Below are 14,711 nucleotides of genomic sequence, written 5' to 3' on the forward strand. Positions count from 1 at the left end.
TCGTGATGGCCGCATGTTCCCGGAGGCTTGCCGGTAGTGAACGGGCGTCATTCGTCCTCCTTGCTGGCCCGGCCCTTGCCGCAGGTCCGGGTGAGACGAGCGTTCATGGGGATGCCAGGGTGTGAGCGAGGTTGCGGTCCACCACGGTGAAGCCGGCGGACTGATAGAGGGCGAGGGGGACCGGGTTGTCCGCGAAGGCGTACACGATGGCCTGCCTGGCGCCCATCATGTGCATGCGCCCGAGCCCCTCGTGTATGAGCGCGCGCACCAGCCCGCGCCGCCCAGGCCTGCGCCACGAGGCGAGCCATGGCCTCGTGGTCGGCCACATCGCGATAGGGGCGGAGGCAGAACATCTCTGCTCACTACACCAGGCTGGGTGTGATTCGCACTCGTGGATGGGTTGACGACACTTCATCCCGTTGGACCCCGGCGCGGCCCCGGTAGGTCGCGCGAGCGGCGGAACGAACTCTGCTCGAACTTCAATGGTGCGCATTGCTCTTGGCGCACCCGTGACGCAGCGACCAGACCTTGGATAGGCACAGCCGGGCTCGCGCTCCGCGGCAGGGAAGGGGGCTCGTTTCCTCCAGGGATTCCATGTCGAATGCGAGAATGTCCGTCCATTGGAAATCCCGGCTTCCTCTCGCGACGAGCGCGGGCTCGCCGCGGAAGCGTGGCTACCGCGGGAGCCTGCTGCTCGTGGTCGCGCTCGTGGGCGTGCAGGCGGCGTGTTCCCGCCGCTCCGACTCCACGCCGCCGGAGGGCGCTGCTCCGGTCGCTGCCGCCGCGCCATCCTCTGACTCGGAGGCGTCCGTGAAGACATCTGTCGGGACGTACGAGGATGTCTGGTGCGAGGGCCTCACCCCCGAGCGATGCGGGGACTTCACGGACAAGTGCATCCGGCAGACCTACTGCGATGGTCAGCAGTTCTGCTCCAGCCGAGGCAACCGTCCCAGGGACCACGTCTGTGGTTCGGAGGGCACCGCTGGACTGGCGGAGCCGTGTTGCGAGGGACTGGTGGCCCGCTGCGGCAACCTGACATCCGAGGGAGCCTGCGAGCCCCAGCAAAGCTCTACCGACGTGCTCAAGTGTCTGGCCTGTGGCGACGGTGTCTGTGGGGTACTGGAGCAGCGCTGCAACTGCCCCGAGGACTGTGAAGTCACCAAGGCCCGGCCTCGGATCCGCTACCGGGGACACAGCCCGGAAGGTCCTTCCGCGAACGCACGCGACGTCCCCGCGGGCGTCAAGCGTCCGGGCCAATGCCTGGAGGCGCTGGACGCGGCGGACCCGGTCCGCCTCTGTCTCATGCGGTGGGCCAGCGATGTCCTGGGCCGTACCGACGTCCAGGAACTGCGGCAGGCTGAAACCATCGCACCCTTCACCGCGTTCGACCTGGACCTGCTGGCGTGTTTGTACGAGGAGGATGGACGGGGGAGCCGGGTGCCCCGGAAGCAGTGCCTGGAAACCCTGATGCTGCGGACGAACGATGCCCGCTTGCAGAAGCTGTTGAACCCCTAGCCTCCCTCACGTGCCCATGACCTCGCGTTCCCTGCGTCTGCTGTCCCGCGCGGTGCTTGGTGTGGCCTCCCTGGCCGTATGGACGAGCCACGCGTCCTCTCCCATGCCCACCACGCCCCCGATGATGCGGGCGCTCGCCGACGATGACGTCAGTGCCCTGCGCGAACTGCTGAAGAAGGGGGCGTCCCGGAACGACACGGACGAGCCGAGCTCCCCCCACGTCCAATCTCCCTTGATGGTGGCGTGTGAAGCTGGAAGCGAGAAGGCCGCGCACTTCCTGCTGGATGTCGGAGCGGATCCGCTGCTGATCGTTCCCAGGCATGACCACTACTGGCCGCCCCCCGGCTGGAACGCAGTGTGCTTCGCTCGCTACGGCAAGTTGAAGCGCGTGGAGGAGCGGTTGCTGTCCGCGGGCGTTTCGCCTCCCGGCTCCTGCCTGGAAGAAGCCGACTTCCTTCGCACCGTGCAGGCACGCAAGGCGTCCCAGGTGGCGGTCCTGGCCCGGAAGGGACGGGGACGAATTTCGGACGACGTTCTGCAATACGCGATGGTGACGGCCCTTGCCCACAAGGACACGCCGTTGCTTCGAGCTGTGCTGACCGCGGGCGTTCCCACCCAGAAGAGCCTTGGCTGGGACAGTGTTCTCCAGCAATGGGTGGAGGGGGCGCTGGCCGACAATCAGGTCTCCATCGTCGATGCGCTGCTGGACGCGGGCGTCCGGCCGCCGCTCACCCCGCTCGCAGAAGCGGGGCTCCTTCCTCAAGTGGAGCGGACCCTCAAGCTGGGCGCTTCCCCCAATGGAATGGAAGGTGGAGCACGCGGGCCACTGCTGAGCGCGACGCACCATGGACACACGGAGGTTGTCCGGGTCCTGTTGAAGGCGGGGGCGGATGCGAACGGAAGGCGGTTCGACAACGAACGTCCGCTGCTCGCCGCGGGGGCCCGGCTCCAGAAGGACAAGGGCAACCCCGCGCTCGTGAAGCTGCTGCTCGAGTCCGGAGCGAGCACCGACGTCGAGCACTTCGGCTCCTCGCCGCTCAATCTCGCGGCCAACGGCTGTAGTGCGGAGGTCGTCTCGCTGTTGCTCGCCAAGATGGCTCCACAAGCCATCGCCCGCGAGCCGGGCTCGTACCTGTACGCCCAGGCCCTGCGGGGGGACTCCTCCTGTCCGGAAGCGGAGGCGGTGCGGGTCCTCCAGGCGCTCCTCGCGGGTGGGGTTCGCATCCAGGGCGCGGAGGAACACGACATGCACAGGGATTTCCTGCGGGAGCAGGCGGACCGGAGCCCCGCCATCGCGAAGGTCCTGGCGCAGGCGGGCCTCCCGTGACGGAGACGCTCCCGCCGTCTTGGGTGGCGGGAGCCTTCCCGTCAGGCGGAGCGCCGCTCTTCCGGAACGACCTCACCCAGCTCGAGGCGCGTTCGCAGCCAGCGTGCCAGCGCCTCTGCCTGCTCCTGGCGGGGGAAACTGGCGATGGCTTCCTGGCGCTCCCCTCCGTCGGCGGTGGAGAGCTCGAGCGTGAGATGGTAGTGGCTCACCTGCCCCCCCTTCTGTGTGGGAGCCTGGGGTTCGACGCGGAGCGACCGCACGTCGCGCCACCGTACGTCGAGCACGTGCTTCCGTCCGGAGAAGGGCGGTAGGGAGAGGCTCCGCTCCTGGGGATGGAGACGCAGGTCGTAGTGCCCGGCCTCCACCCGTGCATGTGACCACCGCCCGGCGAGCACACCGCAGACGATGACGACCCCCCAGGCCCCCACGGCCACGGGCAGCGGTGCATGGAGGCCCACAGTGACTCCTGCGAGCGCGACGCACGTCAGGGAGGCGCCCACCAGAACCAGGGACACCAAGGTGGCCGTCCACGGCCCCTCGAGCGTCACGCACTCGCTGCCGTCTTCCCGGAAGAAGGTGGACAAGAGCGGCGGTTCCGGCTTCCAGGCCCCCACCACCAAGGTGCCCAGCCAGAGCATCACCAGGTTGAAGGGCATCAGGAGCATGAGCGTGAACAGCGCCGACCCATCCATGCCCGGCTGCAACACTGCCTCCGAGGGCTGGCCGGGCCGGTAGTACACGGGGATGGTGGCCCCGAGGGGGTAGCGTGCCACCAACTCCTCCGCGAATCCGCGGTCCCCCGAGCGCCACATGGAGGGGCGGGCCTTGCTGCCCTCATAATGCTGCCCGTCGACGGAGTAGGTGTAGGCCACCTTCAGGCCGTAGGTGGTGGCCTTGTTCGCGCGCACCGCATCCACCTCGCTCCGGGTGATGGTGCCCTGCACGGAGGGCCAGCTCTCCGTCTGCACCTGGAGGACCATGTTGGAGACGGTGAAGTAGTCCGCGGCCACCGTGATGGACGTCCACAGCGCCACGAACGCGAGCATTACGGCGGAAGAGACCACGCGAAAAAGCATGGCCCGAGTCTACAGGGATACCCTGGATTGAAAGAAACGGGCCCGGGCCACCCCGAGCACGTGCCAGGACGCTGCGGACGCCACCCGCGTGACGTTTTTTGCCCAGATGCCCAAAGGGGGAGTGGTTCCTGGGCTACCGCTTCAGCCTGGGGCGCAGGGCACTCCAGGTTGGCTCTGGCTGGTGGGCGAGACTGCGCGCCGTCTTTCTTGTCACTGGCGTGCGCGTGCAGGACTGCTCGGGTTGGGACTCCGCTACCGATTGGCTTCGGTACCTCACTGCCGGGGACCGTCTGACGCGGCGTTGCGCTTGGCGCGTGAACGGGGAGGCAGATGGGAAGCTCGTCGTCCGAGCCTTGGGGCCATCATGGACAGCGCACCAGTCGCCACCCGCGGTGCTTCAGCCCTTTTGAGTTTCGTTCTCGCAGGCTTGCTGCTGAGCCTCCTTCGAGCCCATCTCGCGAGCGCACATGACGACGAATCCATGCCTCCACTTCGTGGCGTACGCGTTGAGGCGCCCTTCGTCGCGATGCTTTCGGTGACCTGGGAGGAAATGAGCACGCACACGGGCGCGATTGCCTCGTGGTGCGTGCACGTCGTGTGCTGTGACTATGCCAGCGGCCGTGTGCATTGGACGGTCTCCGAAGACGTGAAGGGTTGGGGGCGGAAGCCAGGCATCGTCGCCATGGACCCTTGCTTGCGAATCCAGCAAGGCCAGGTGTTGCTGGGCCTTTCGACGGTGACCGCGTTCGACGCGGCGAGCGGCCGGCAATTCTGGAGGACCTCGGTGGCGCCCGACCTCGAGTCTACTCCGCCTACGGACGGTGGCTTCTTCAGCTCCCTCACGGGCTCCGCCGGCCCCGTGCGCGCGGAGTATTGGAACTGCAAGAGCGCCCACCCGCAGGACTGACGCGTGTCCGCGAAACAGGCGAGGGCTCCTCCGTCGTGACTGTCACCATCCTCCTGGTGACTGCAGTCACAGCGCGGGGCGCTTGACGCGAGTTCCCGACGTCTGCGTTCCCTTGCCCACCTCGCGCCCATTGGCGTTTGAACACCTCCGGCATGGGGTGCCTGTCATTCCCGCCCGGGACGTCCTCTCCAATTGACCCCCACCGCCGCCACTGATAGGACGCCATGATGTTGAGAATGAGTATCAATATCGACATCATCCTCGCGCCTTCGAGCCCTGTCTGTACACCGTGAACATGCCCACACTTCGTCGCTGGCGGGGTGCCCCCGCGCCATCCTCTCTGGTCCCCACGCTCGCACTCCTCTCCATGCTGTCGATGGGAGTCGCGCGAGCCCAGGATGCGAGCGAGACCCCGGCGCCGGCGACATCCGCTTCCCCCTCTAGCGGGACACCGCACCCGCAGACGCCGGAAGGTGAGGGCGTGCCTGCGCCATCCGGCGGGGTCGTCCCTCCGGTGTTGCTGGCCCAGCCAGAGGCTGTCTATCCGGCCGAGGCGCTCGCCGCGGGGCTTGAAGGCGCGGTGAAGCTCCTCCTGACGCTTGATGCGGAGGGCCGGGTCACGCGCGCGGAGGTGGTCGAGGGACTTGGGCACGGACTCGACGAGGCGGCCGTGAGCGCGCTCGAGAGCGCACACTTCTCCCCGGCGATGCAGGACGGCAACCCCGTCCCCTGCCAGTTCGAGTTCATCCACCACTTCGTCCTCGCCCGTCCTCCCGAGGTCGCGCCGCCAGGCGCCGAGGATGTCGCCCAAGCCGCGTCCGACATGCCCGCGGAAGAGGCGCCCGCGCAGCCTTCCGAGGAGCCCGAGCCTCCCGCTCCCCCTGGCTTCACCTCGGTCGTCCGCGCCAGGTCGACCGAAGCTCGCGCCCTGGTGCGCGGCTCGGAGGCGGTGGACGTCGTCGAATTGGAGAAGGCCCATGAGCGCGCCGAGGACCTCGCGGAGGTGCTGACGCGTGCCTCTGCCGTGCAGGTCCAGCGGACGGGCGGAATGGGGAGCCGGACCCAGCTCTCGCTCGGGGGCCTCTCCGGCGACCAGGTGCGAGTCCTCCTCGACGGCGTCCCCATCGAGTACTCGCCCTATGTCTACGGACTCGGAAGTGTTCCGGTCTCGCTCATCCGGCAACTCGAGGTCTTCAACGGCGTCGTCCCGGTGCGCCTCGCGACGGACGCGCTGGGCGGTGCCATCCACCTGCGCTCCGACCTCGCGAAGCCCGAAACCGGTGCGTCCCTGTCGCTCCAGGGTGGGTCCTTCGGCAGCTACCGAGGGACTGGCAGGCTGACGTGGCGGGCCCACGAGCACGTCTTCGTGCGGGCCGCGGGGTTCCACGACCGCGCGCAGAACGACTACGTCGTCACCGTCCCCGTGGATGACCCGGCGACGGGGCGCGTCTCGCCGCGCGCCCTGCGCCGCAACCACGACGCCTATCGGGGCACCGGAGGCGATATCGAGGTGGGGTTCGAGGCACTGCCGGGCATCGACCGGCTCGTTCTCAATGGCTACCTCGGCCGCTACGACAAGGAGGTCCCACACGATCAGTTCATGATCCAGCCCTATGGCGCGGTCACCTCCGCGCAGGAGAGTTGGGGCCTCGGGCTTCGCTATGAGGTGTCGCCCCATGAGCGGCTGAAGGTGCTCGCCATCGCCGGATACAACCAGCGTGTGGGCGAGCTTCTCGACGCCTCCGACTGTCTATACGACTGGTACGGCGCCTGCCGTGCGACGCGGGCGAGAGCCGGGGAGATTGGCTCGACGCCCCTGGAGAACACCCAGACGCGCCAGACGTTGTTCGGGCGCGTGCGGCTCCTCGGGACGCTGCTCGACCCGGAGGACCTCGAGGTCTCGCTCGGCGCCGACGACAGCGACCGAAGCGGCGAGAACGCCTACCTCACCCGTCTGCAGCAGGAGGACCCCCTCCGAGTGCCGCTCGCGCTCACGTCCGCCTTCGGAGGTCTCTCCCATCGTCAGCTTCTCTGGGACGGCAGGTTGGAGAACACCGTGTTCGTGAAGGGCTACTTGCAGCGCTTCGCCTCGGGGACGAGGCAGGAGGCCGCGGAGAGCCGGTGGGCCGGAGGCTTCGGTGACACCTTGCGCTTCAGTCTGACGCGTGGGCTGCTCCTCAAGGCGTCCTATGAGCGGACAACGCGGATGCCGAGGGTGGACGAGCTCTTCGGCGATGGGGGACTGCTCGTGGAGAACTCGGCGCTCGTCCCCGAGTCGAGTCACAACGCCAACCTGGGCGTGGAGCTCCTCCCCATCGTCACGTCCGTTGGCCGCTTCGGTGCCAACGCGGTTGTGGGCGTCCGCGACGTCGAGAACCTCATCCAGCTCTTCCCTGGCGACGCCACGCAGGCCTACGAGAACGTGGACCACGGCCGCTCCTTCTCGGCGCACGCAGGCCTGGACTGGGACTCACCCGGCGACTGGGTGGGGCTCACCGGCACCGTCACCTGGCTCGACTTCCGCAACCTCGCGCAGGACGGCCAGTTCGCCCGCTTTCACGGGGACCGCATGCCCAACATTCCCTGGCTCCAGGCCTCGGCGACCGCGCGCTTCCAGAAGCGTCAGCTCTGGAGCTCCCAGGACGCTCTTGGTCTGGAGTGGACGACCCGTTTCGTCGAGTCGTTCTACCGCTCCTGGGAGAGCGCCGGGCGGGGCGGCGACAAGGCGCGGGTGCCCACCCAGGTGCTGCACTTCGCCGCGCTCACCTACCGCTCCCGGTTCGAGGGACGCGCCTTCTCCTTCTCCTTCAATCTCCAGAATCTCACCGACGCTCCCGCCTTCGACATCGTCGGTGTCCAGAAGCCGGGCCGCGCGTTCTCCGCGCGCGCCACGGTTGATCTCTGAGCGCTCGATGAGGCGCTTCGAGTCTCCTCGCAGGAACCCTCCGCCAAAAGGAAGCCCGATGAAGCTGAAAACCGCACTCCTCGCCCTCGCCGTGTTCGCCACCGCCTGCTCGGATTCGGAAGACCCGAAGCCTTCGGACGGCGGCACCCAGGTGGACCCCGACGCTGGAACCGCCGAGCCCCTCTATGCCGCCATCACCCAGGTCGCCATCGCTGGTGGAAACACCCAGAGCTACCTGGTGACGTTGGACGACATCGAGAAGGCGCAGACCGTCGGGATTGGCGACGCAATCGAGCTTCCCGCGGACGCGTACATCGCCGCCGGCCTTCCGGGCACCGGCAAGTTCATTGTCAGCAGCTCGAGGCTGCCGACGGTGACCCCCTACACCCTCAACGCTGATGGCTCGCTCAAGGTCGGCGATCCGCTTTCGTTCACCAGCCAGGGTGTCGCCGCGACCGGTGGCTATCAGTCCCAGCACTACTTCGTCAGCGAGACGAAGGCCTATTACTTCGACCACGTGAACTACAAGCTGGTCATCTGGAATCCCCAGGACCTCTCCATCATCACGTCCAAGGACCTGACGTCCCAGCTCAAGAACGGCGACTTCACGTTCCGCTATTCGCAGAGCCTGGCCATCACCGCTGGCGACGACGTCATCATCGCTGGCGGCTGGCACGCCGCGGACGTGCGGACGGTTCCGGCGAAGACTGCGCTGGTCATCGTGGACACGCAGACCGACGAGGTGACCGTCAAGGTCGACAATCGCTGCGGCTGGGCGCGCGACGGCGTCAAGCACACGGATGGGAAGATTTATTACGCCACCGAATCCCTGGGCAGCGGAGCGCACTTCGTCTCTCCCGGGACCACCGGCGCGCCCTGCATGGTCCGCTTCGATCCCGCGACTGGCGAGTTCGATGCGTGGTCCACCACGCTCGATTCCTTCATCAACCCCGGGACGGAGGGGGACATTGCCGCCATGCTCCTGCCTGGAGCTCCCGGCAAGGGCTACCTGCGGGTGATGAACAAGGCCGCCGCGCAGTCCGCCTGGGACGCCGCGGTGGCCGCCGAGCGGCCGTTCAACGGGCAGAACGCCGCCGTGGGTGCCTGGTGGAGCCTGTGGGAGGTCACCCTCGGCGACGCGCCGACCGCGACGCCCGTCGTCCGGGACGACCTGGTGCCCACCAACGGTCGCACCATCCCGCAGAACCCTGGTGAGCTCCTGGTGCTGCCGGAGTTCATCAATGACAACGCCCAGACGCGCTTCCGCCTCATGAGCCCCGAGACGGGGCTCGGGGACGCGAAGACGGTCGTCGAGGGCCAGGTGCGCGGCCTCCTCCGGATCCGCTAGCCACCCGCCTGCCGTTCGGAGCCCCCGCCGTGCATGGGCGGGGACTCCGGTTCATCTGTCATCACCGGGTCTCCCACCATGAGTCTCTTCATCCCCCTCGCGCTGGCGCGCTCCCTTGGGCTGCGCTTGCTGAACCCGCTGCTCGCCGCACGCCCCGCGCGCTTGAGCCGAGGCGTGGGCCCCCTGAGGCGCATCCACGTGCTCCTCGCGGCGGGTCTGCTGACCGCCAGTTGCTCCTCGGGGCCGGCATCACGCACCGCGCCGGTGGCTCGGGTGGACGGGACGCCGGTGACGCTCCAGGACACCTTCCAGTTCGATCTCGACTCGACCCACACCGGACGGACCCACCGGTTGTACGTGGCGGTGCCCGAGGGCCCCGCGCCCGCCGCCGGCCATCCGGTCATCTACCTGCTGGATGGCGGCGCGCACTTTCCCACCCTGGAGCGTCTCACGCGCGCCCTCCCCAGGCTCGCGCGGGGCTTCGGCGTCGCGGCTGCAACGCCGGTCATCGTCGGGCTGACCTACCCGGGTGACCCGGCCCACAACGACCAGGCACGCGGTGAGGACTACACGCCGCCCGCCCCGAATCTCTCGAACACAGGGGACCGGTTCTCGAAGAAGCAGGGGGGAGCGGATCGCTTCCTGGACTTCCTGAAGAAGGAACTCGAGCCCGCGCTTGCATCGAGATTGCCGATCGACGGCTCGCGCACCGCGCTGATGGGCCACTCCTATGGCGGCCTCCTGGTGCTGCATGCGTTCTTCACGAGGCCCACGTCCTTCAACGCCTTCATCGCGGGGAGCCCGTCCATCTGGTGGAACGACCGCTACGTGCTCACCGAGAAGAAGGCCTTCCTGGAGCGGTTCGCGCGGACCCCGGTGAAGGCGCGCGTGCTGCTCACGGTGGGAGGGCTGGAGCAGAAGCCGCGCAAGAGCGAGGGGACGCGGGGCATGTTCGCCGCCGAGCGGCGGATGGTCGACAATGCCCGCGAGCTCGCCGTGGAGCTCGAGGCGATGGGCGGCGGCGATTTCGCGGTCCAGTACCTGGAGTTTCCCGGCGATGATCACTACAGCGCATGGCTCCCCATGCTGAGCCGTGGGCTGCTCTTCTTCTCCGCTCCCTCGCTGCTTCCGGGGGCCGACTGAGCCCGCACGGGCCCTGGCCCCCCTCGTCGGACCCACGCCGCGTGCATCGTGTCGACCTCCTCGCGGATTGTGGAACGGAGCGGTGGCGGTCGACACGGCACCCTCCGTCTTGTGCTTCTCGTTGCTGTCAGACCTGGAGCGTTCCGTTGCTGATGGCGATCTTCGGGCTTCGGAGCCCCATCATGACCCACGCACCGAGAAGCTTGATGAAGAATGAGAGCGTTTGGCTTTTGCCGTTCGGGACGTCATCAGGCAGCACCACGCCGGGCGGGAGGTCGCCTGTCATCGTCCGCATCTCGAGCCGGGGCAGCGTTCCCGTGGGCCAGAGACAGCCATAGAGGCTGAGCCAGTGGCCGTTCTCGAACTCGAGGAAGACTGGCGTGTTGCAGCAGGTGGCGACGAACCGGCGGGTCTTCGCCTCGGGCGTGAGGCGGAACTCCTTGAGGCGGTCGGTGCCCTCAAGGAATCGGACGCGATCCTTGCGGTAGAGCACGAAGCGCGTGGCGCCATGGGATTCCAGGACCTGCCGGGCCGCGGGGAGGGCCTGCATCCTGGCGCCGGCCGCACGGCAGCTGTTGCAACAGCATTCGACGCTGACGATGTGCGCTCCCTCCACTTGGAGATGGACCTGTCCGCAGGCGCAGCTGAGCTGAGGGGGCTGTATCATGGCAGTGCTTTCTCCTTGAGGGGGCAGCCGAAGAGGAGGCGGATGTAGCGGTCGAGGTGATCGAGACTCTCGCGAGCCAAGGCGGATTCGTTTCCTGCCTTGGCGAGAACGAAGGCGCCTTGGATGACCGTCTGTGTGTGGTGAGCCAGGCTCTTGGCCGTCCATCCGCCTGAGATGCGTCGTTCCCTCATGGCGGCGCGAATATCCGGCTCGAGCGTCTCGGCATGCCGGAAGATGCTCGCGGCGCAGGCCTCGCGGATGTCCGGCGAGCTCGCGTAGACCTCCTGCACCATCGTGCCCACCAGACAGGTGAACTCGGCCAGGTTCCCCGCGATGATGGACTTGCGGAAGGCCACGTAGGCCAAGACGCGAGCGAGCGGGTCGTCCGGTGTGTGGTAGGGCGCGCCCTCGAAAAAAGCGGTCGTCGTCTCGGCCCAATGCTCCGCGGCCGCCACGCCGAGCGCTTCCTTGCTCTTGAAGTGATGGAAGAACGAGCCCTTCGTCACCGCGGCGGCTTGACAGAGTTCGTCGACCGAGGTCGCGGTGAAGCCCTTCGTGCGGATTGTTGCGAGCGCGGCCTCGAGTAGGCGTGTCCTGGCGTCACCTCGCTCAGGCTCGTGTTTCGGCGGGCGTGGCATGGGAAGCACCATACCGTTCGGTCGGTATTTGATCAATCCGGTGAACGTTGGAGGGGCCCTGGTGTGCCCAACGGGGCCCAGCCTAAAGCTCCGCCTGCGCCAGGGAACGAGGGCTGGTTCAGCCATTGCGGCTACGCGCTGGCCCCTCAACAGCTTCAGTCAGCGGCGCTCGGCTGTCGCCAGGGTCGCGTGATTCCGTCCCCACTCCGCCAAGGTGCTGACGGCATGGGTGGGCACGGCGCCCGTTTGCGTCAGGGCGTATTCCACCTTGGGAGGTACCACGTCGAACACCGTGCGACTGACGATGCCGTCGGCTTCCAGCTCCCGTAGCTGCTCGAACAGGACCTTCTCGCTGATGCCGGGCACCCGCCGCCTCCGTTCTCCGAAGCGCGCGGGGCGGAGGTGCAACTCACACAGCATGGCTGACTTCCACTTTCCGCCGATGACCGTCAGCGCCGCGTGAAGTCCGCAGTCCGGGGCGTACTGCTTTCTCACCATGCTCCCTCCTTCCCGACACGCATGACTCAAGAATTTGTAAGTGCTTGTCCTGAAACGAAATTCATTCAAAACTTCGCCGCCGGCATCTTCCGTCAGGCCATCGACGCTGGGCATGGCACGGAGGAGAATGCCGCTCTATTCAGAGTTTTGCACAGGGCGCGATAGGCAGCCCGCGGCGCCGCTTGTTCAGCTCACATTCATTCTCGTGGCGGAATGACGCGCTGCCGCGGGTACGTAGAACATGCCGCATGTGTGACCTGCTATTTCGCGCGGCGCGAGTTCCGGCCGATCAAGAGCGAGAGCGTGGAGAGCAGGCCCAGCACCGTCAGTCCTCCCCCGGCCTGGGTGCAGCCCTTCTTGGTGTCGACCGGCTCGGGGAGCGGGTCCTCGTTCTCGATACCGCCGTCAAACTCGGAGCCCCCATCCGCGCATCCGCGCATCTGGCTGATTCCCGCGTTCGCGACCCGTGCCGCGCAGCTCAACTCGAAGTCCACGCTCACGGGGGGAAGCGTGATGTTGGCGTGCTCCAGCGTCGCCTTGAGCGTGGCCCGGTGTCGTCCGGGCGGGAGGCTGTCGATCGGCGGCCGGTGATAGGAATCAGCGCAGCTCACGTAGTCGCAGAAGGTATAGAGGAAGAGCAGCTGCCGGTTGTATTCGTAGCGACGCGGCTCGAGGCTCTCCTCGCCGGTGGAGGTCAGCCCGCTGTGCTTCGCATACGACCAGGGCTCTCCGTCCACCTCCACCGTCCAATGCACCCACGGAAGGAACGGCACCAGTTCTGGTGACGGCGTAAAGCGCAGCGTGGTGGAGTTCCCTTCCACCTGCCTGTCGCCGCAGCTCGAAGCCCCGTACACGTTGAAGATACCCTGGCTCGGCGTGTCGGCCGTCAGGGTGCCGGTGGTCGTGGGTAGAGGGAGGGCGGGGCCGGCGGTGAAGGTCACGGACTCGGTCTGGGTTGGCTGGAACTGACAGACACCCTTTGCCTCGATGCGGTACGTGGTGCCTGGCACCAGCGGTGCGTCCGGGACCAGGACCTGCGTCTGATGCGCGCCCGGCGTGACGATCGCGGGCACCTGCGTTCCATCCGGCAGCAGCAGCCGGACGGTGGACGGCTCCACGCTCTCCAGCAGAGGCGGAACCGTCACCATTCCGGGGACGTTCGCGGGCACCACACCGCCGTCCTCGGGGAGGGGAAAACGCACCCCCACCATGCAGTTGGGCGCGACACAGGCGCGCGCCGGCGTGGGAATGAGCATTCCCATGAGGAACATCCCTACCGCACTCCATTTCCACGTGTGTTCGTGCATTCCTCAATAGACACCGGAACCTGGGGATCGGGCTATCGCCCAGGTGTGGCTCCGGATGGGCGGGGCCGGAGAGAAGCGTGTGTTAGCAACCGCGTCATTGCATGCATCGTCTTGAAGATGGGGCCCGAAGAATGGTGGATCCTCAATGTCGATCATGAGCGCGATGGACATGCGGATGACCGGTAGCGCGTGATGTCGCCGGGCTCAGTCAGCCTGCCCTCGGGGTACGCTCCAGGGGCCCATGGATACCGGGCATCTCGAGGAGTGCGTCGCATGAACCCAGGAGTCTCCATCGTCGCCGACGACACCCGGAGCTGGGGACTGGAGACCCGTGGCCCTGGGCTGCTGCTGCACGTGCCCTCCACGGGCCGCTGGGCGCGGCGGCCATCGGTGCATCTGGAGTCCGCTCCGGACTACCGGATCCGGTTGCGCGGCGGGGGACAGACGCTGCTATGGACCCGCATCGATTCCTACTGGGACCGCGCGGTCTTCGTTCGGGGAACGGCCGCCGCTCCCCAAGTCCTGCCGCCGCTGTCCGCACCCGAGGTCCGGGCCGTGGAGGCCCCACCCGGCTCCGAGGCGTGGTGGGAGGCCTGGAATTGGCGGGTGGCGCGAGCGCTCGTGGAAGCGCCCCTGCCAGTGCTCCACGCTGGCAACTGGTGTCTGCGCCCCGTGCGCGCCATCGCGGCGGAGAAGGCGGAGCGGCACCCTGTGTCCCCCATGGAGTGGGGCTTTGGTCAGCCTCCGATGCCACCGCACTCGCTGGCCTCCATGACGCGGTTCCTGTTCGCGTGGAAGGAGGACTGGTGGGAGTCGCTGCCGGAACAGCGGCCGGGCGCCGTGCTCGGGCTGCGCGCGCTCTCCGCTTCCGAGGACGGGCGTGTGAAGAGCTGGCGAAAGCGCGCGCGGGACGGGACGTTGCCGCCCGTGCTGCTGCTCTTCGTGGACATCCTGGCGAAGTGGGTGGTGCTGGATGGCCATGACCGGCTGCACGCCGCGCTGCTCGAAGGCGTGGAGCCACCGCTGCTGGGCTTGTGGCCGTTCATTGACCGGCCTCGTCCCGGGAACGCCGTCCGCGAGGAGGGCGCCCTGTTCAGCGCGGAGTTTCAGCTGCGCGCCGGAACGACGCCGGAGACCGTCGACCGCGTCAACCGCATGCTGCTGCTCAACTTCACTCCCGGCCCGCGGGGCACCGTTTCACGCGCCTGGCCGCTCCCGGGCGGACGGGAGACCTGGCATGAGGAGGTCTCCGCCCGCCGCCGCAGGGGCCAGCTCCCGCTCCTGGAGGACTCCGACTGGCGCTGGCTCGCTTAGCTCCCCACACGGGGCCCTGCGCGAGACCGCGACGGGAGACATGGGAGCCATCCGTGACGCACGATT

13 protein-coding genes are annotated in these 14,711 nt (G+C 67.6%); 7 read left to right on the forward strand and 6 right to left on the reverse strand.

What is annotated here, in order from left to right:
* Nucleotides 1–103 precede the first annotated feature (103 nt).
* Nucleotides 104–229, reverse strand: a complete 126-nt coding sequence (locus tag BHS09_RS39875) for an N-acetyltransferase (protein WP_257792136.1) — start codon at nt 227–229, stop codon at nt 104–106.
* Nucleotides 230–609: 380 nt separating this feature from the next.
* Between BHS09_RS39875 and BHS09_RS08575 the strand changes: the two genes are divergently transcribed.
* Both BHS09_RS08575 and BHS09_RS08580 read left to right on the forward strand, forming a co-directional pair.
* Nucleotides 610–1,515, forward strand: coding sequence for a hypothetical protein (locus tag BHS09_RS08575; protein ID WP_140797636.1), 906 nt, complete (start codon nt 610–612; stop codon nt 1,513–1,515).
* 16 nt (nt 1,516–1,531) lie between these two features.
* A complete protein-coding gene (locus tag BHS09_RS08580; RefSeq protein WP_140797637.1) occupies nt 1,532–2,842 on the forward strand; it encodes an ankyrin repeat domain-containing protein in 1,311 nt (436 codons plus the stop codon).
* Between the two features lie 41 nt (nt 2,843–2,883).
* On the opposite strand, the gene BHS09_RS08585 is transcribed toward BHS09_RS08580, so the two are convergent.
* On the reverse strand, nt 2,884–3,918 hold the full coding sequence (locus tag BHS09_RS08585) for a DUF3592 domain-containing protein (protein ID WP_140788885.1): 1,035 nt from the start codon (nt 3,916–3,918) through the stop codon (nt 2,884–2,886).
* A 550-nt stretch (nt 3,919–4,468) separates the two neighbouring features.
* Here BHS09_RS08585 and BHS09_RS08590 point away from each other — a divergent pair.
* From BHS09_RS08590 to BHS09_RS08605, 4 genes are all read left to right on the forward strand, one after another.
* A complete protein-coding gene (locus BHS09_RS08590) occupies nt 4,469–4,825 on the forward strand; it encodes a hypothetical protein (RefSeq protein WP_140797638.1) in 357 nt (118 codons plus the stop codon).
* Nucleotides 4,826–5,306: 481 nt separating this feature from the next.
* Entirely contained in the window at nt 5,307–7,730 is a 2,424-nt protein-coding gene (gene mxcH, locus BHS09_RS08595) for a TonB-dependent siderophore myxochelin receptor MxcH (protein ID WP_237080239.1), read from the forward strand.
* A gap of 58 nt (nt 7,731–7,788) precedes the next feature.
* Nucleotides 7,789–9,078 (forward strand): hypothetical protein, encoded by a 1,290-nt coding sequence (locus BHS09_RS08600; protein ID WP_140788891.1) that lies wholly within the window; start codon nt 7,789–7,791, stop codon nt 9,076–9,078.
* A gap of 78 nt (nt 9,079–9,156) precedes the next feature.
* On the forward strand, nt 9,157–10,221 hold the full coding sequence (locus BHS09_RS08605; RefSeq protein WP_237080240.1) for an alpha/beta hydrolase: 1,065 nt from the start codon (nt 9,157–9,159) through the stop codon (nt 10,219–10,221).
* 127 nt (nt 10,222–10,348) lie between these two features.
* Here the strand turns inward: BHS09_RS08605 and BHS09_RS08610 are convergent, their stop codons facing one another.
* From BHS09_RS08610 to BHS09_RS08625, 4 genes are all read right to left on the reverse strand, one after another.
* Nucleotides 10,349–10,888: a GFA family protein gene (locus BHS09_RS08610; RefSeq protein ID WP_140797641.1), complete on the reverse strand. Its 540-nt coding sequence runs from the start codon at nt 10,886–10,888 to the stop codon at nt 10,349–10,351.
* A complete protein-coding gene (locus BHS09_RS08615) occupies nt 10,885–11,526 on the reverse strand; it encodes a TetR/AcrR family transcriptional regulator (RefSeq protein WP_140797642.1) in 642 nt (213 codons plus the stop codon). The genes BHS09_RS08610 and BHS09_RS08615 overlap by 4 nt, the downstream gene beginning before the upstream one ends.
* A 159-nt stretch (nt 11,527–11,685) precedes the next feature.
* A complete protein-coding gene (locus tag BHS09_RS39880) occupies nt 11,686–12,024 on the reverse strand; it encodes a winged helix-turn-helix transcriptional regulator (RefSeq protein WP_140797643.1) in 339 nt (112 codons plus the stop codon).
* 260 nt (nt 12,025–12,284) lie between these two features.
* Nucleotides 12,285–13,331 (reverse strand): copper resistance CopC family protein, encoded by a 1,047-nt coding sequence (locus BHS09_RS08625; RefSeq protein WP_140797644.1) that lies wholly within the window; start codon nt 13,329–13,331, stop codon nt 12,285–12,287.
* 273 nt (nt 13,332–13,604) lie between these two features.
* On the opposite strand from BHS09_RS08625, the gene BHS09_RS08630 reads away from it, so the two are divergent.
* On the forward strand, nt 13,605–14,645 hold the full coding sequence (locus BHS09_RS08630; RefSeq protein WP_140797645.1) for a hypothetical protein: 1,041 nt from the start codon (nt 13,605–13,607) through the stop codon (nt 14,643–14,645).
* Nucleotides 14,646–14,711 lie beyond the last annotated feature (66 nt).

It is taken from the genome of Myxococcus xanthus, from assembly GCF_006402735.1.
Classification (GTDB): Bacteria; Myxococcota; Myxococcia; order Myxococcales; family Myxococcaceae; genus Myxococcus; species Myxococcus xanthus_A.